Annotated in this window: 15 protein-coding genes; 7 read left to right on the top strand and 8 right to left on the bottom strand. The window is 73.0% G+C overall.

Annotated features, from left to right (window positions below):
* Window positions 1-23: 23 nt before the first annotated feature.
* Both KDN32_RS03555 and KDN32_RS03550 read right to left on the bottom strand, forming a co-directional pair.
* Window positions 24-1,709: a CapA family protein gene (locus KDN32_RS03555; RefSeq protein WP_211730729.1), complete on the bottom strand. Its 1,686-nt coding sequence runs from the start codon at window positions 1,707-1,709 to the stop codon at window positions 24-26.
* Window positions 1,710-1,767: 58 nt separating this feature from the next.
* Window positions 1,768-2,856, bottom strand: a complete 1,089-nt coding sequence (locus tag KDN32_RS03550; protein ID WP_211730728.1) for an NAD(P)-binding domain-containing protein — start codon at window positions 2,854-2,856, stop codon at window positions 1,768-1,770.
* 63 nt (window positions 2,857-2,919) lie between these two features.
* Here KDN32_RS03550 and KDN32_RS03545 point away from each other — a divergent pair, with 63 nt between their 5' ends.
* Window positions 2,920-3,681: an isocitrate lyase/PEP mutase family protein gene (locus KDN32_RS03545; protein ID WP_211730727.1), complete on the top strand. Its 762-nt coding sequence runs from the start codon at window positions 2,920-2,922 to the stop codon at window positions 3,679-3,681.
* A gap of 207 nt (window positions 3,682-3,888) precedes the next feature.
* On the opposite strand, the gene KDN32_RS03540 is transcribed toward KDN32_RS03545, so the two are convergent.
* From KDN32_RS03540 to KDN32_RS03525, 4 genes are all read right to left on the bottom strand, one after another.
* The gene (locus KDN32_RS03540; RefSeq protein ID WP_211730726.1) at window positions 3,889-4,950 is read right to left on the bottom strand and encodes an ABC transporter ATP-binding protein; all 1,062 of its coding nucleotides are present in this window, start codon (window positions 4,948-4,950) and stop codon (window positions 3,889-3,891) included.
* Window positions 4,950-5,741 carry an ABC transporter permease gene (locus KDN32_RS03535; protein WP_211730725.1) on the bottom strand — a complete coding sequence of 264 codons (792 nt, stop codon included), beginning with the start codon at window positions 5,739-5,741 and terminating at the stop codon, window positions 4,950-4,952. Before KDN32_RS03535 ends, KDN32_RS03540 begins: the two co-directional genes overlap by 1 nt.
* Window positions 5,738-6,499 (bottom strand): ABC transporter permease, encoded by a 762-nt coding sequence (locus KDN32_RS23185; protein WP_211730724.1) that lies wholly within the window; start codon window positions 6,497-6,499, stop codon window positions 5,738-5,740. The genes KDN32_RS03535 and KDN32_RS23185 overlap by 4 nt, the downstream gene beginning before the upstream one ends.
* Before the next feature lie 119 nt (window positions 6,500-6,618).
* A complete protein-coding gene (locus KDN32_RS03525) occupies window positions 6,619-7,743 on the bottom strand; it encodes an ABC transporter substrate-binding protein (RefSeq protein WP_211730723.1) in 1,125 nt (374 codons plus the stop codon).
* Window positions 7,744-7,963: 220 nt separating this feature from the next.
* On the opposite strand from KDN32_RS03525, the gene KDN32_RS03520 reads away from it, so the two are divergent.
* Genes KDN32_RS03520 through KDN32_RS03510 form a run of 3 tightly spaced genes read left to right on the top strand, consistent with a single transcriptional unit; the run spans window position 7,964 to window position 10,514 of the window.
* Complete coding sequence (locus KDN32_RS03520; protein WP_211730722.1) at window positions 7,964-8,353, top strand: PLD nuclease N-terminal domain-containing protein; 390 nt, start codon at window positions 7,964-7,966, stop codon at window positions 8,351-8,353.
* 11 nt (window positions 8,354-8,364) lie between these two features.
* Window positions 8,365-10,059 (top strand): fumarate hydratase, encoded by a 1,695-nt coding sequence (locus KDN32_RS03515; RefSeq protein ID WP_211730721.1) that lies wholly within the window; start codon window positions 8,365-8,367, stop codon window positions 10,057-10,059.
* Between the two features lie 5 nt (window positions 10,060-10,064).
* Window positions 10,065-10,514 carry a hypothetical protein gene (locus KDN32_RS03510; RefSeq protein WP_211730720.1) on the top strand — a complete coding sequence of 150 codons (450 nt, stop codon included), beginning with the start codon at window positions 10,065-10,067 and terminating at the stop codon, window positions 10,512-10,514.
* A gap of 9 nt (window positions 10,515-10,523) precedes the next feature.
* Here the strand turns inward: KDN32_RS03510 and KDN32_RS03505 are convergent, their stop codons facing one another.
* On the bottom strand, window positions 10,524-11,381 hold the full coding sequence (locus KDN32_RS03505) for a MerR family transcriptional regulator (protein ID WP_211730719.1): 858 nt from the start codon (window positions 11,379-11,381) through the stop codon (window positions 10,524-10,526).
* Window positions 11,382-11,497: 116 nt separating this feature from the next.
* Here KDN32_RS03505 and KDN32_RS03500 point away from each other — a divergent pair, with 116 nt between their 5' ends.
* Window positions 11,498-11,749 carry a hypothetical protein gene (locus tag KDN32_RS03500; RefSeq protein ID WP_211730718.1) on the top strand — a complete coding sequence of 84 codons (252 nt, stop codon included), beginning with the start codon at window positions 11,498-11,500 and terminating at the stop codon, window positions 11,747-11,749.
* Between the two features lie 101 nt (window positions 11,750-11,850).
* Window positions 11,851-12,516: an HNH endonuclease family protein gene (locus KDN32_RS03495; RefSeq protein WP_211730717.1), complete on the top strand. Its 666-nt coding sequence runs from the start codon at window positions 11,851-11,853 to the stop codon at window positions 12,514-12,516.
* On the opposite strand, the gene KDN32_RS03490 is transcribed toward KDN32_RS03495, so the two are convergent.
* Window positions 12,517-13,347 (bottom strand): alpha/beta fold hydrolase, encoded by an 831-nt coding sequence (locus KDN32_RS03490; protein ID WP_211730716.1) that lies wholly within the window; start codon window positions 13,345-13,347, stop codon window positions 12,517-12,519.
* Window positions 13,348-13,382: 35 nt separating this feature from the next.
* On the opposite strand from KDN32_RS03490, the gene KDN32_RS03485 reads away from it, so the two are divergent.
* The gene (locus tag KDN32_RS03485; RefSeq protein ID WP_211730715.1) at window positions 13,383-14,060 is read left to right on the top strand and encodes a spermidine synthase; all 678 of its coding nucleotides are present in this window, start codon (window positions 13,383-13,385) and stop codon (window positions 14,058-14,060) included.
* The last annotated feature ends 8 nt before the right edge of the window (window positions 14,061-14,068 follow it).

Genomic DNA, 14,068 nt, shown 5'->3' with positions numbered 1-14,068 from the left:
CGGCGTGCCGGCCATGACGGGCGTCAGGGTCGCGCTCGCGCCGCGACGTGCTGGTAGTCCTGCGAGGAGATCCAGTCGCCGCCCCACTCCCACCCGATCCGGGCGAAGGCCCGCACGAGCAGGTCGTCCTGGCGGATCGTCCCGACCGGCACCGGTGCGGACCGACCACGATCGATCCCGGCGAACCGACGGCCCGCCGGCGGGTCGATCGCGCCGGGACGCACGTAGGGGTTCTGCACCGGGTTGACGTCGATCGCCGCGCCGTAGGCGTGGTCGGACCACTCCCGCTGGCCCGCGACCGTGCGGCAGTTGTAGCCCGAGGTGTTGTTGTCGGCCATCGACGCGTCGTCGTCGCCGCCGTAGTGGTCGACCAGCCGCATGCGCGCGATCGGGAAGCCGACGTCGTAGAGCCGCTCGAAGACGCGGGTGACGTCGCGGGCGAAGCGGCGGTGGACCACCATCTCCCCGGTGCGGGACGCGCCGCCGAAGCCGCGGTAGGTCATGGTCAGGTGGCGCAGGTCGGCCAGCGGGACGGGACAGCCGGGCCGGTGGCTGCTGCCCCGCATCCGTGCGGCGAGCTCCGCGTCGACGCGCGCGATCGTGGCCTCGTACGCGGGGTCCGCCGCCTGCGGCTCGCCGCGGGTGGCGCCGAGACCGGTGCAGCGGGCCCGTGCGTCCCAGTCCCGCACCGCGCCGTCGCGAGCCGCGCCGGTCACCGGGACGGGCCGCCCGTCGGGAGCGATCCGGGCCGGCGTCCACTCCTCGCCGACCACCCCGTCGGCGTCGAGGCGCAGGGTGAGCACGCCGGTGTCGGGCTGGCGCGAGTGGTACCAGACGAAGTTGCCCAGGCCGTAGGAGACATAGGTGTCGCCGGACCATCCGGCGCCGCCCAGGACGTGGGAGTGGCTGCCGACGACGGCGTCCGCACCGGCCGCGGCGAGCCGGCCGGCGAGCAGACGCTGGCCACGCGTCGGGCAGGCCTCGTTCTCGCGCCCCCAGTGCAGGTAGACCACGACCAGGTCCTGGCGCTGCGCCGCGGTCTCGACGGCGTCGAGCAGCAGGTCGTCGCGGCTCCCGCGTGCGGCCGCGATGCCGGCGCTGTCCGGACCCGCCTCCCAGACGCCGCTGCTGCCCTCGCGCTGCACGGTGTCGGCGGCGAGGATCGCCACGTCGAGGTCGCCCACCCGCTGGACGTGCGGGGCGAAGGCGGCGTCGGCGTCGGCGCCCGCCCCCACCACGGCGACCCCGCTGCGCCGGGCGGACCTGATCGTGTCGTCGAGCCCGACCTGGCCGTAGTCACCCGCGTGGTTGTTGGCGACGCTGACCACGTCGACCCCCGCGTCCGCGAGCATGCCGAGGGCGCCGGACGGCGCGCGGAAGTGGTAGCGGTCGGACGCCAGCTCGAGCTCCTTGGGGTCGCGCCGCCCTCGGGTGGTGACCGGCGTCTCCAGGTTGACCATCGCGACGTCCGCCGCCCGGAGGGTCCGGGAGATCGGACCGAGCCCCCGGCGCAGCAACGCGCCCACGTGGGCCTCGAAGTGCACGTCCCCGGCGAGCGCGAGGGTGACCTCGCCGCCGGCGCGTACCGCCGCGGCACCGTCCGCGGTCGGTGCGTCACCGGGAGTGCGGGTGTCCTCGACGGGCGCGGAGGTGCACGCCGTCAGGGCGAGCGTGGCCGCCGCCGCTCCGCCCCAGGCCCGGACTCCCATCTCCCGAGTGTGCCCGCCCCCTCCACACGGGCCGTCCGGACCGACCGTCCCGCGCGGGTCAGCCGGTCAGGTCGTCCGCGCGGCCCGGCACCGCGGGCGACGCCAGCTGCCGCGCGACCGCGAGCGCCGCCTGGCGGCCGGCGCGGGGCGCGCCGATGGTGCTCGCCGACGGCCCGTAGCCGACCAGCTGGACGCGCGGGTCGCGGGCGGCCGTGGTGGCGCCCTGCACGTTGCCCGGGACGGGGAGCAGCGCGATGCCGCCCTCGGGGCCGCGCAGGTGCAGTGGCGCGAGGTGGTCGACGGCCGGGCGGAACCCGGTCGCCCAGAGGATCGCGTCGACGGCCTCGAACCTCCCGTCGGCCCAGCGGACCCCGTGCCGTTCGACCCGCGCGAACATCGGGAGCCGGTCGTAGGCCCCGAGGCGGGCCGCCTCCTGCTCCTGCGGGCGCAGCGCCAGGCCGGTCACGCTGACCACGCTCGCCGGCGGCAGGCCACGGCGTACGCGCTCCTCGACGGCGGTGACGGCGGCGAGCCCGGCCGCGGCGTCGAAGTCGTCGCGCCACACCGGTGGTCGGCGCGTCACCCACAGCGTGTCGGCGACGGGCGCGAGCTCGCCGAGCAGCTGGACGGCGGACGCGCCGCCCCCGACGACCACGACCCGACGCCCGCGGAAGTGCTCCGCGCCCGGGTAGTCGGCGGTGTGCAGCTGCTCGCCGGTGAAGTCGGCTGCCCCCGGGTAGTAGGGCACGAACGGCCGGGTCCAGGTGCCGGTGGCGTTGACGAGGGTCCGGGTGCGCCATGCGCGCTCGCCCGCGCGGACGACGAGCAGGTCGCCCTCGCCGTCGACCCGGTCGACGCGGACCGGACGGACGACGGGGAGCCCCTGCTCGCGCTCGTAGCCGGCGAAGTAGTCCGGGACCACGACGTTGGCCGCGCGTGGCGACCGCCCGGGGGCAGCAGCGCCGGGGAGGTCGGCGACGCCGTGCACGTCGTCCATGCCCAGCGAGGCCCACCGGTGCTGCCAGGCACCGCCCGGCCCGGGGTTGGCGTCGAGGACCACGTGGTCGATGCCGCGGCGGCGCAGGAAGTACGACGCCGCGAGACCGGCCTGGCCGGCACCGATCACCACGGAGTCGAGGATGTCCACGCCCACGGAACGCCGACGGTCGTTGCTCTATGCCCGCGGGGCCGCGCGTGGCAGCCTCGGACCATGGACACCACCACCCGCGCCACGACCCTCCTCGACCTCCACCACACCGGGAGCACCCTGGTCCTGCCGACGGTCTGGGACGCGTGGTCGGCCCGCACCGTCGTCGACGCCGGCTTCCCCGCGCTCAGCATCGGCAGCCACCCCCTCGCCGACTCGCGCGGGCAGGCCGACAACGAGGGCATGACCCTCGACGACGCGCTCGACGGCATCCGGCGGATCTGCGCCGCGGTGCCCGACACCCCGGTGACCGCCGACGTCGAGTCCGGCTACGCCACCCCCGCCGCCGAGCTGGTCGAGAGGGTGCTCGAGGCCGGAGCGGTCGGGGTGAACATCGAGGACACCGTCCACTCCGAGGGCGGGCGGATGCGCGAGGTGGCCGAGCACGCCGACTACATCGGCGCCGTCCGACAGGCGGCCGACGCGGCCGGGGTCGACCTGGTGATCAACGCCCGCACCGACGCCTTCATCCACGCCGACCGGTTCGCGGACCCGCTGGCCGAGGCGATCGCCCGGCTGACCGCCTGCGAGCAGGCCGGGTCGCGCAGCAGCTATCCCGTGCGGGTGCCCGACGCGGCCGCCCTCCAGGCGCTCCTCGACGCCCTCGACGGCCCGGTCAACGTCACCGCCAACCCCCGCTCCGGCTCGCCCGCCGGCTCGCTGGAGGACCTGCAGGTGATGGGCGTCCACCGCGTGACCTTCGGTCCGCTGCTGATGAAGGAGCTCGCCCCCGACCTCGCCGCGCTCGTCGCGCCCTGGCGCTGAGCGGCGTACGCGGCGGGTCAGTGAGGGGACGTACGCCGGGGGCGACCACGGCGGGCGTCGAGCGCACATACGTACGCTCGAGCACACCCGTGGCGCAGGTCGGTCAGGCTCTCGCTGAACTTGTCAGGGCGTGCACGGCCTGACAAGTTCAGCGATCCCCGGTCAGCCGGGGATCGCTGAAGCAGCACCCACCGGCCCCCGGATCCGTCAGGCGACCACCAGCACCGGCGACGGCTCGACGCCGAGGGTGACCCGCATCCCCGGCTCGAGGCGCAGCGCGTCGGAGCTGTTGAGCTGGGCGACCACGCTGGTGCCGTCGGCCAGGGCACAGGTGACCCGGGAGAGCGGGCCGAGGAACATCACCGTCGTCACCGTCGCCTGGCCGGCGGCGTCGGCGGTGACCGACACCGCCTCGGGACGTACGAGCGCGTGGCCCGATCCGGACGCCGACCCCGGCAGCACGGGGACCCGCTGGCCGAGGACCGACGCCTCGGCGCCGTCGACCTGCGCGGGGATCCGGTTGCTCAGCCCGACGAACTCGCCGACGAACTGGGTGGCCGGGGCCGAGTAGAGCTCCGACGGCGGTGCGAGCTGCTCGAGCCGGCCGGCGTTCATCACACCCACGCGGTCGGCGACGGCGAGCGCCTCCTCCTGGTCGTGGGTGACGAAGAGGGTCGTGGTGCCGACCTCGACCTGGACCCGGCGGATCTCGTCGCGCAGCTGGACCCGGACCTTGGCGTCGAGCGCCGACAGCGGCTCGTCGAGGAGCAGCACCGACGGCTCGACCGCGAGTGCCCGCGCGAGGGCGACGCGCTGCTGCTGCCCGCCGGAGAGCTGGTGGGCGTAGCGGTCGGCGTGCTGGCCGAGCCCGACGAGGTCGAGCATGTCCCCGGCCCGTGCCCGCCGGCTCGCCGCGTCGCGGCCGCGCAGCTTGAGCCCGAACGCGACGTTGTCGACGACCGTCATGTGCGGGAAGAGGCTGTAGGCCTGGAAGACCATCCCCATGTCGCGCTTGTTGGCCGGCACCTTGGTCAGGTCCTTGCCGCCGACCGACACGGAGCCGGACGTCGGGTGGTCGAGGCCGGCGAGGATCCGCAGCGCGGTCGTCTTGCCGCAGCCGGACGGGCCGAGGAGGCAGACCAGCTCGCCGGGCTCGAGGTGGAGCGTGAGGCCGTCGAGCGCTCGCATCGCCCCGTAGACGCGGGTGAGGTCGGTCAGCTCGACGGCGAGGCCGCGCTCCGTGCCGGGGCGGGTGGTCACGTCGGTCATCAGGATGCTCCTTGGTCGTGCCGGTGCCGGTCGCGGCTGAGGAAGGTGAGGCCCACCAGCAGCAGCGCCACGAACAGCATCGAGGCGAGTGCCGCGGCCATCGCGGCCGCCGGGTTGCTCCGGTAGATGCCCGCCATCGCGACCGGCAGGGTGTCGAAGTGCAGCAGGGAGGCGAAGACGTACTCGCCCATCACCAGCGCCACGCTGATGAACGCCGCGCCGAGCACGCCGCCGGTGATGTTGGGCAGGACGATCCGTGCGATCACGGTGAACCAGCCCGCGCCGAGCGAGCGGGCGGCCTCGGCCAGGGTGGCCACGTCGATCGCCGACAGGGCGGCGTCGATCGCACGGTAGGAGTACGGGAGGACCAGCACGACGTAGGCGAAGGTCAGCACCAGCGGCGAGTCGCCGAGCAGGTAGGTCACCCACGAGTAGACGTTGCTGATGCCGACCACGATCACCAGGGCCGGGATGGTCAGCGGCAGCAGGCACAGGAACTCGACGAGCCCGCGCGCCCGCGGCACCCGCAGCCGCACCCACACCATCGTCGGGACCAGCAGCGCCACCATCAGCACGACGGTGAACAGCGCGAGCAGCAGGGAGGCGATGATCGAGGAGCGCAGGTCCTCGTCGGTCACCATGAACTGCCAGTTGTCCCACGTGCGCCCCTCGGTGCTGCCGCGGGCCTGGGTGGAGAAGTCGAGCATGGCGATCAGCGGCACGAAGAAGTACGCCGCGAAGGCGAGCAGCAGGACCGCGCGTACGACCTTGAAGGTCCGGGTGGGGGTCATCGCATCCACCTCGACGTCCGCTTGAGCAGCAGGTTGTAGGCGACCATCACGATGGTGACCACGACGATCATCTCCAGCGCGAGCGCGAAGCCGACGTTCGCCTGGCCGAGCAGCACCTCGCTGGTGATCGCCTGCCGGATGAGCAGCGGCACGATCGGCTGCCCCTGGCTCACCAGCACGGCGGCGGTGGCGTAGGCCGCGAAGGCGTTCGCGAAGAGCAGCAGCAGCGCGCCGAGGAACGCCGGGGTCAGCAGCGGCAGGGCCACGTGGCGCCAGTAGTCCCACGTCGACGCGCCGAGGTTGACCGCCGCCTCGCGCCACTGCGGACGCAGGCCCTCGAAGGCCGGGGCGAAGACGATCACCATGAGCGGGATCTGGAAGTAGGCGTAGACCACGACCAGTCCCGGGAGGTCGAAGAGCCACCCCGAGCCGTAGATGTCGACGCCGAGGACGTCGGACATCGCCTTGGTCACGATGCCGACCGACCCGATCGTCGCGATCCACGCGAACGCGAGCACGACGCCGCCGAACTGGGCGAGGACGCCGCTGATCGCGAGGGTGGTGCGCCGCAGCAGGCTCTGCGAGGGCAGCGAGACCACGAGGTAGGCCAGCAGCGCACCGAGGGCGGCGCCGATCAGCGCCGTCGTGGCCGACAGCACCAGCGAGCCCTTGAGCGCCGACAGCGCGGCGTCGCTGGTCAGCGCGTCGAGGTTGCCGAGCGTCGGGCGCCCGTCGCCGTCCTGGAAGGCCCCGACCACCACGGTGACCGTGGGGACGACGAGGAAGACCAGGACGAAGACGAGGAAGGGCAGCAGCCCGAGGGCCGGGCCGACGGCACTGCGTCGACCCGACCCCGGACCGCCGGTGGCGGTGGTGCTCAGCGGATGGCCTTGGACCAGTTGGCCGCCAGGTACTCACCGGCCGTGGTGGTCTGGTCGTCGGTGGGGATGACCGGGTCGCCGGTCACCTCGGGCAGCGCGTCCCACAGGTCGGCGTCAATGGTGCCGTCCTCGGCCATCTGGTCGCCGCGGACCGGCCGGGCGCCGCCCTTGAGCCAGAGGTTCTGACCCTCGTCGCTGTAGAGGAACTCCTGCCACAGGCGCGCGGCGGCCGGGTGCGGCGCGTCGGCGTTGATGGCCTGGAAGTAGTAGCCGGCCACGACGGCCTCCTCCGGGACGACGGTCTTCCAGGTGTCGACGTTGGCCGCGGCCGCCGAGCCGAGGTAGTCCCAGTCGATGACGACCGGGGTGGTGCCCTGCTCGATGGTGCCGGAGTCGGGGTCGACGGTGAGGAAGTTGCCGGCCTTCTTCAGCTCGGCGAAGAAGTCGACGCCGGGGGCGATGTCATCGGCGGAGCCGCCGTTGGCGATGGCGGCCATCATCACGCCGCTGAAGGCCGCGCCGGCCTGGGTCGGGTCGCCGTTGAGCGCGACCTTGCCCTTGAAGTCGGGACCGAGCAGGTCCTGCACCGACGTCACGTCGGGGACCTTGGAGGAGTCGTAGCCGATCGACATGTAGCCGCCGTAGTCGTTGACCCACGTGCCGTCGGCGTCCTTGAAGTCGGCCGGGATGTCGTCGAACGTCTCGACCTTGTAGGGGGCGAACATGTCGGTGTTGGCGAGCGCCACGGACTGGCCGAGGTCGAACACGTCGGGGGCGCGGTCGGTGCCCTTGAGGTCGTTGGCGGCGTTGATCTCGTCCTGCGACGCAGCGTCCGGCTGGTCGGAGTTGACGTCGATGTCGTACTTGTCCTCGAACGTGGAGATGATCTCGGCGTAGTTGGCCCAGTCCGGCGGCAGCGCGATCACGTTGAGCTCGCCCTCGTCCTGGGCGGCCTTGACCAGCTCGTCCATCCCGCCGAAGTCCTCGGCCGAGGTGGCGGTGGCCGCGTCGACCCCGCTCTCGGTGGTGGTGTCCGCCTTCTTCTCCGGCGCCGCGCAGGCGGCGACGGACATCAGCGTCGCGAGCGCGGTGAGGGATACGAGTGTCTTGCGGGTGTTCACAGTGCCTCCAGGGGGTGACGTGCCGAGAGTCGTGGGGTTGCCGCGCGGAGCCTGATCGGTCCCGTTGGATCGGAGGCTACTCCCGGATGACCTCGTAGCAACCGATCGGTGAACGTCGATTTCGTACCGGATCCCGTCGCGGGGGCGCTACGCTCCCGCTCGCGCCGGGTCGTCCCCGGCGTCCGCGGCCCCGGCAGGGCCGACCTGCGGGGGTCTCGTCATGCGCATCGTGCTGTTCTACGTCCTGCCACTCGTGCTGACGGTCTACTGCCTCGTCGACGCGATCACCAGCCGCGACGACGAGGTGCGCCACCTCCAGAAGACCTGGTGGATCCTGCTGATCCTGTTCTTCCCGTTCGTGGGGTCCGTCGCGTGGCTCGCCGCCGGTCGCCCCCAGCGCACACCACGCCGCCCGGCCCCCCACGAGCGCAGCGCCTCCGCGTTCCCCGAGTACGACCGTCCCGGCCGGTTCGCGGCGGCCGACCCGGCCGCGGACGAGGAATTCCTGAAGAAGGTGCGCGAGCGCGCCGAGGAGCAGCGGCGCCTGGCCCGGGAGAGGAAGCGGCGCGAGCTCGAGGGCGAGTCGGGCGAGGGCGCGGGCCCGGCGTAGCATCAGCCGCCGTGAGCGATGCTGAGTTCCACTACTCCGACCTCCTCCCGACCGCCGGTTCCAACGGCGCCGACGAGACGCCCTACCGGCTGCTGACGACCGAGGGCGTCTCCACCGTCGAGGTCGACGGGCGCACGTTCCTCAAGGTCGATCCGGAGGCGATCCGCCGGCTCACCGAGGAGGCGATGCACGACATCAGCCACTACCTCCGGCCCGGTCACCTGTCGCAGCTGCGGAAGATCATCGACGACCCCGAGGCGTCGGGCAACGACCGCTTCGTGGCGCTCGACCTGCTCAAGAACGTCAACATCTCGGCCGGCGGCGTGCTGCCGATGTGCCAGGACACCGGCACCGCGATCGTGATGGGCAAGAAGTCCGAGGGCGTGCTCACCGGTGCCGACGACGGCGAGGCGATCAGCCGCGGGGTCTACGACGCCTACACCCGGCTCAACCTGCGCTACTCCCAGCTCGCCCCGCTGACGACGTTCGAGGAGAAGAACACCGGCACCAACCTCCCGGCGCAGATCGAGCTCTACTCCACGCCGGCCAAGGACCAGCCGGAGTACAAGTTCCTCTTCATGGCCAAGGGCGGCGGCTCGGCCAACAAGTCGTTCCTCTTCCAGGAGACCAAGGCCGTCCTCAACCCGACGCGCCTGATGGAGTTCCTCGACGAGAAGATCCGCTCGCTCGGCACCGCGGCCTGCCCGCCCTACCACCTCGCGATCGTCATCGGTGGCACGAGCGCCGAGTTCGCGCTCAAGACCGCGAAGTACGCCTCGGCGCACTACCTCGACGACCTCCCGACCGAGGGCTCGATGGCCGCGCACGGCATCCGTGACACCGAGCTGGAGGAGAAGGTCTTCGAGCTCACCCAGTCCTTCGGCATCGGCGCGCAGTTCGGCGGCAAGTACTTCTGCCACGACGTGCGCGTGGTGCGGCTCCCCCGCCACGGCGCGTCGTGCCCGGTCGCGATCGCGGTCTCCTGCTCCGCCGACCGCCAGGCGCTCGGCAAGATCACGCCCGAGGGCGTCTTCCTCGAGCAGCTCGAGACCGACCCCGCCCACTACATGCCCGAGGCCGGGATGGCCGAGGACATCGCCGGCGGCGAGGTGGTCGCCGTCGACCTCAACCAGCCGATGGCCGACATCCTCGCCGAGCTCTCGAAGCACCCGGTGAAGACGCGCCTCTCCCTCACCGGCCCGCTCGTCGTCGCGCGCGACATCGCCCACGCGAAGATCAAGGAGCGCCTCGACGCCGGCGAGGAGATGCCCTCCTACCTCAAGGACCACCCGGTCTACTACGCCGGTCCGGCCAAGACCCCGGAGGGCATGCCCTCGGGCTCGTTCGGCCCCACCACGGCCGGCCGGATGGACTCCTACGTCGAGCAGTTCCAGGCAGCCGGCGGCTCGATGGTGATGCTCGCCAAGGGCAACCGCTCCAGGCAGGTCACCGAGGCGTGCGGCACCCACGGCGGCTTCTACCTCGGCTCGATCGGCGGCCCGGCGGCCCGGCTCGCGCAGGACTGCATCAGGTCCGTCGAGGTGGTGGAGTACGAGGAGCTCGGCATGGAGGCGGTCTGGAAGATCGAGGTCGAGGACTTCCCCGCCTTCATCGTCGTCGACGACAAGGGCAACGACTTCTTCACCGACCCCGCAGGCACCACCACGGTGCCGCTGTCGGGGATCCGCGTCCGCTCGGCCGAGTAGACAGGGTGGTCTCGGGGGAGGAGCGAGGACGGTCGTTCGTCCGGCTCTACGCGCGCATGCTGGCCTGGTCGCTGCTGGCCGTCGCGGTGATGCTCGGTGCCGTGCTCGCGTTCGACGCGGGCGAGCGCGAGCACCTGCTCGGGCAGAGCGAGGCGACGCCGGTCGAGGTCCTCGACTCGACGGCTGGCGACGCGTGCGTGGCACCGAAGGTCCGCTACGAGGTGCGGTTCCGCGTCGTCGCGACGGGCGAGGTCCGCACCACCACGACGAAGTGCCGCAAGACGTCCGTGCCCCTCGGCGAGGACACGGTGTGGACCACCAGCAGTGGGGAGGTCCGCTGGACCTCACCGACCTTCGAGCGGTGGAGCGTGGCGACCGCGCCGTTCCTGATGGCGCTCATGCTGGCCATCGGCGTACCGGTCATGCGTGACAGGTGGCGCCGCCACCGCGGCTGAGAGGCTCGGTCAGCTGGCGCCGGCGAGGCGCACGGCCAGGCTGCGCGCGCCTGCACCGGGCGCGTGCCCGAGCGGCTCAGCGCCCTCGACGCGGTCCTGGTGGGCGCCGCCGACCAGCACCAGGCTCCTTCTCCGGGCGACGGCCGTGACGACCTCGCGCACGGCGGGCAGGTCCTCCACGGTCGGCACGCCGATCACGATGGCGGCGGGGTCGAGGGCGCGCACCATGTCGACCCACGCCTCCACCGGGAGGTCGCTGCCGAGGTAGGTCACGCCGATGCCGTGGCTGCGCAGGACGGCGGCGAAGGACAGCACGCCGAGCTCGTGGCGCGAGCCGCGGGCGAGGCCGACCGCGACGCGCGGGGCCTCCGGCGCCGCCGACGGCAGCTGCTGGAAGGCGTGCGCGAGGCGGCGGTGGACCGCGGCGCTGATGAAGTGCTCCCCCGCCACGGTGACCTGCCCGCGCTGCCAGGCCTCGCCGAGGCGGACCAGCGAGGGCATCAGCCAGTCATCGATGACCGAGTCGAGGTCGGAGCGCGCGAACGCCTCGTCGAGCACCTGCTCCACGCGGCCGAGGTCGAAGGCCTCGGCACAGCGCGCCAGCTCGTCCAGTGGAGCGGGGGCGTCGCTGACCGCGGACGGCGGGGCATCCGGAGCCTGCAGCACCCGCCGCGCCGCCTCCTTGGGAGACCAGCCGGAGTCGACCAGGTCGCGCATGACCGTGAGGCGTCGGACCGACTCGTCGTCGTAGAGCCGGTAGTTGCCCTCGGTGCGGACCGGGCTCACCACGCCGTAGCGCTGCTCCCACTTGCGCAGCGTCTCCCGAGGCACTCCGGTGAGCTGCGCGGTCCGTCCGACGGTGTACACGTTCGCAAGGGTACACCGACTTTGGACAAACCTTGGACATGGACTTACGCTCCCGTTGTCCACCAACAGTGGACAAACTGTGGACAACCCGCGCGTGCCGCGGTCGAGGAGGACCCATGACGGTGATCGAGCTCCAGTCGGACGCCTCCGTCGACGTGCGCGCCGCGCGCGAGGACGAGCGCCTCCACCGTCGCCTGCGGGTCGCGGGCGTCGTGGCGATCCTGCTCGCCGCCCTCGGCTCGGTGTGGAGCCACTCCACCCTGGCGGGTGGCGCCGTGGGCGACGGGGACTGCGTCATGCGGGTCGCCGACGCCGCCGGCTTCAGCAGCGGCTGCGACGCCCCGGCCTCGGCCGACACCGCGCACTGACACGGGCACTGACCCGCGTACCACGCCCACCTGCCTCAGGTGTGTGCAGTGCACGTTCCTGAGCCTTCCGGTGGCTGTCCGCGCGCCACAGGATGACGGCCATGACCTCTCTCGGGCGGGTCCTCGCGACCTCCGCATCCACCGTCCTGCTCACCTCCACCCTGCTGGCGTTCTCCAGCACGTCGGCCCGGGCCGACAGCACGTGGAGCGGCACCCTCACCTCGGGCATCTCCGCGATCCCGGTCGGCACCGAGAACCGCACGGGCTACTCGCGTGACCTGTTCAACCACTGGATCGACGCGGACGGCGACGGCTGCGACACCCGCGACGAGGTGCTGATCGCCGAGGCCGAGGACGCGCCGACGGTCGGGTCCGGCTGCAGCCTCACCGGCGGCCGCTGGTACTCCTACTACGAGGGCGCGTCGCAGACGTCCGCGTCCGCCCTCGACATCGACCACATGGTGCCCCTGGCCGAGGCGTGGGACTCCGGGGCCCGCACCTGGACGTCGGCGCGACGCCAGGCCTACGCCAACGACCTCGGCGACAGCCGCACGCTCGTCGGCGTCACCGCGTCCTACAACCGCTCGAAGGGCGACCAGGACGTCGCGGAGTGGCTGCCGCCGATCAACCAGTGCCGCTACGTCAAGGACTGGGTGGCCGCCAAGATCCGCTGGAGCCTGACCGCCGACGCCACCGAGATCGCGGCGCTGCGCGACGTCGCGTCCGGCTGCGCCGACTCCGCGATCACCGTCGTCGTCGTGTCCTGATCAGCCGCGCCCGGTGCCGGCGGGGTCCGCCAGCGCCGCCAGCACCTCGGGCCAGTGCGCCACCAGGGCGGCCAGGTGGGTCGTGCCCGGCCAGACCCGGACCACGGCGTCGTCGATGCCCGCGACCAGCTCCGGCGCACCGGGGCTGCTGCGGTCGTCCAGCTCCCCCGCCCAGACGCGGACCGGGCACCGCACGTCCTGCGGGCGGTGGGACCACGGGCGTAGCACGAGCGCCGCGTCGCGGAGGTAGCCGGCCGGGTCGGCCAGCGCCTCGCGGACCGACGCGGCGACCGCTGTCGCTCCGCGTGCCTCGACCAGAGCAGCGTCGGCCGAGGGGAGGCCCCGGCACCAGCGCGCGGCGAGGACCTCGTCGTCGGGCTCGTCCGGCCCGACCGCCGCACGCCAGTCGTGGAACTCCGGCGCGACCTCCTCGGCCAGCTCCTCAGGCGACTCGGTCCTGCTTCCCGGTGGCTGCGCGGAGACCAGGCCGAGCGCGGAGACCCGGTCGGGGTGTCGCGCCGCGCAGGCGACGGCGTACCCGCCCCCGACCGACATGCCCAGCACCGCGAAACGGTCGTGCCCCAGGCCGGCGGCCACCTCGGCGAGGTCGTCGGCCACCGTCACGTGGGTCGAGGCGTGCGGCGTCGAGGCGCCGTAGCCGGGCCGGTTGACGCAGAGCAGCCGTACGCCCACCTCGCGCGCGGCGCCGTCACCGGTCATCGCCACGTGCCGGGTGTCGGGGCACCCGTGCAGCACCGCCACCAGCGGCCCGTGGTCTGCCCCGCCGACCCAGCCCTGGAGCACCCTGCCGTCCGCCGCTCGCCACCGCATGCCGGCAACCTAGCCCGGTCGGTCAGGATGTGTCCGTGGACAACGCACAGGCCGTGGAGGTCGCCCGGGCCGAGACCGAGCGGGGCGAGGTGGTGCTGCGTCGCCGGACCAACGGGACCGGCGCCGACGTGCTCGAGCTCCGGGTCAACGGCGTGTTCGTGATGGACACGCTCGAGACCACCAGCGAGATCGAGCTCGCCGCCCAGGCGCTGGAGGCCGTCGCCTCGCCCGGCTCCGTGCTGATCGGTGGGCTCGGCCTGGGGTTCACGCTGCAGCGGGTGCTGGCCGATCCCCGCGTCGAGCGCGCCGTGGTCGTGGAGATCGAGGAGCCGCTCGTCCGGTGGATGCGCGACGGCACGGTCCCGCACGGCCCGGCCCTGCTCGCCGACACCCGCGCGAGCATCGTCAACGCCGACATCGCGATGGCGGTCGCCGAGGCCCGCTCCACCTACGACCTGGTCCTGCTCGACGTCGACAACGGGCCGGGCTACCTCGTCCACCAGGCCAACGAGGCGGTCTACGAGCACCCGTTCCTGCGCCGCTGCCGCGACGTGCTGCGCGACGGGGGCGTCCTCGTCGTCTGGTCGGCGAACCCGGCGCCGGAGCTGCTCGCCGCGATGCGAGAGGTCTTCGGCGACGCCGAGGAGCAGGCGCACCACGTGCTGCTGCAGGACCGGCCCGAGGAGTACTACCTCTACCTCTCCCGGCGCTGAGCCACACC

It is taken from the genome of Nocardioides palaemonis, from assembly GCF_018275325.1.
GTDB classification, from domain to species: Bacteria; Actinomycetota; Actinomycetes; order Propionibacteriales; family Nocardioidaceae; genus Nocardioides; species Nocardioides palaemonis.
This window is presented reverse-complemented; position numbering and strand designations above follow the sequence as displayed.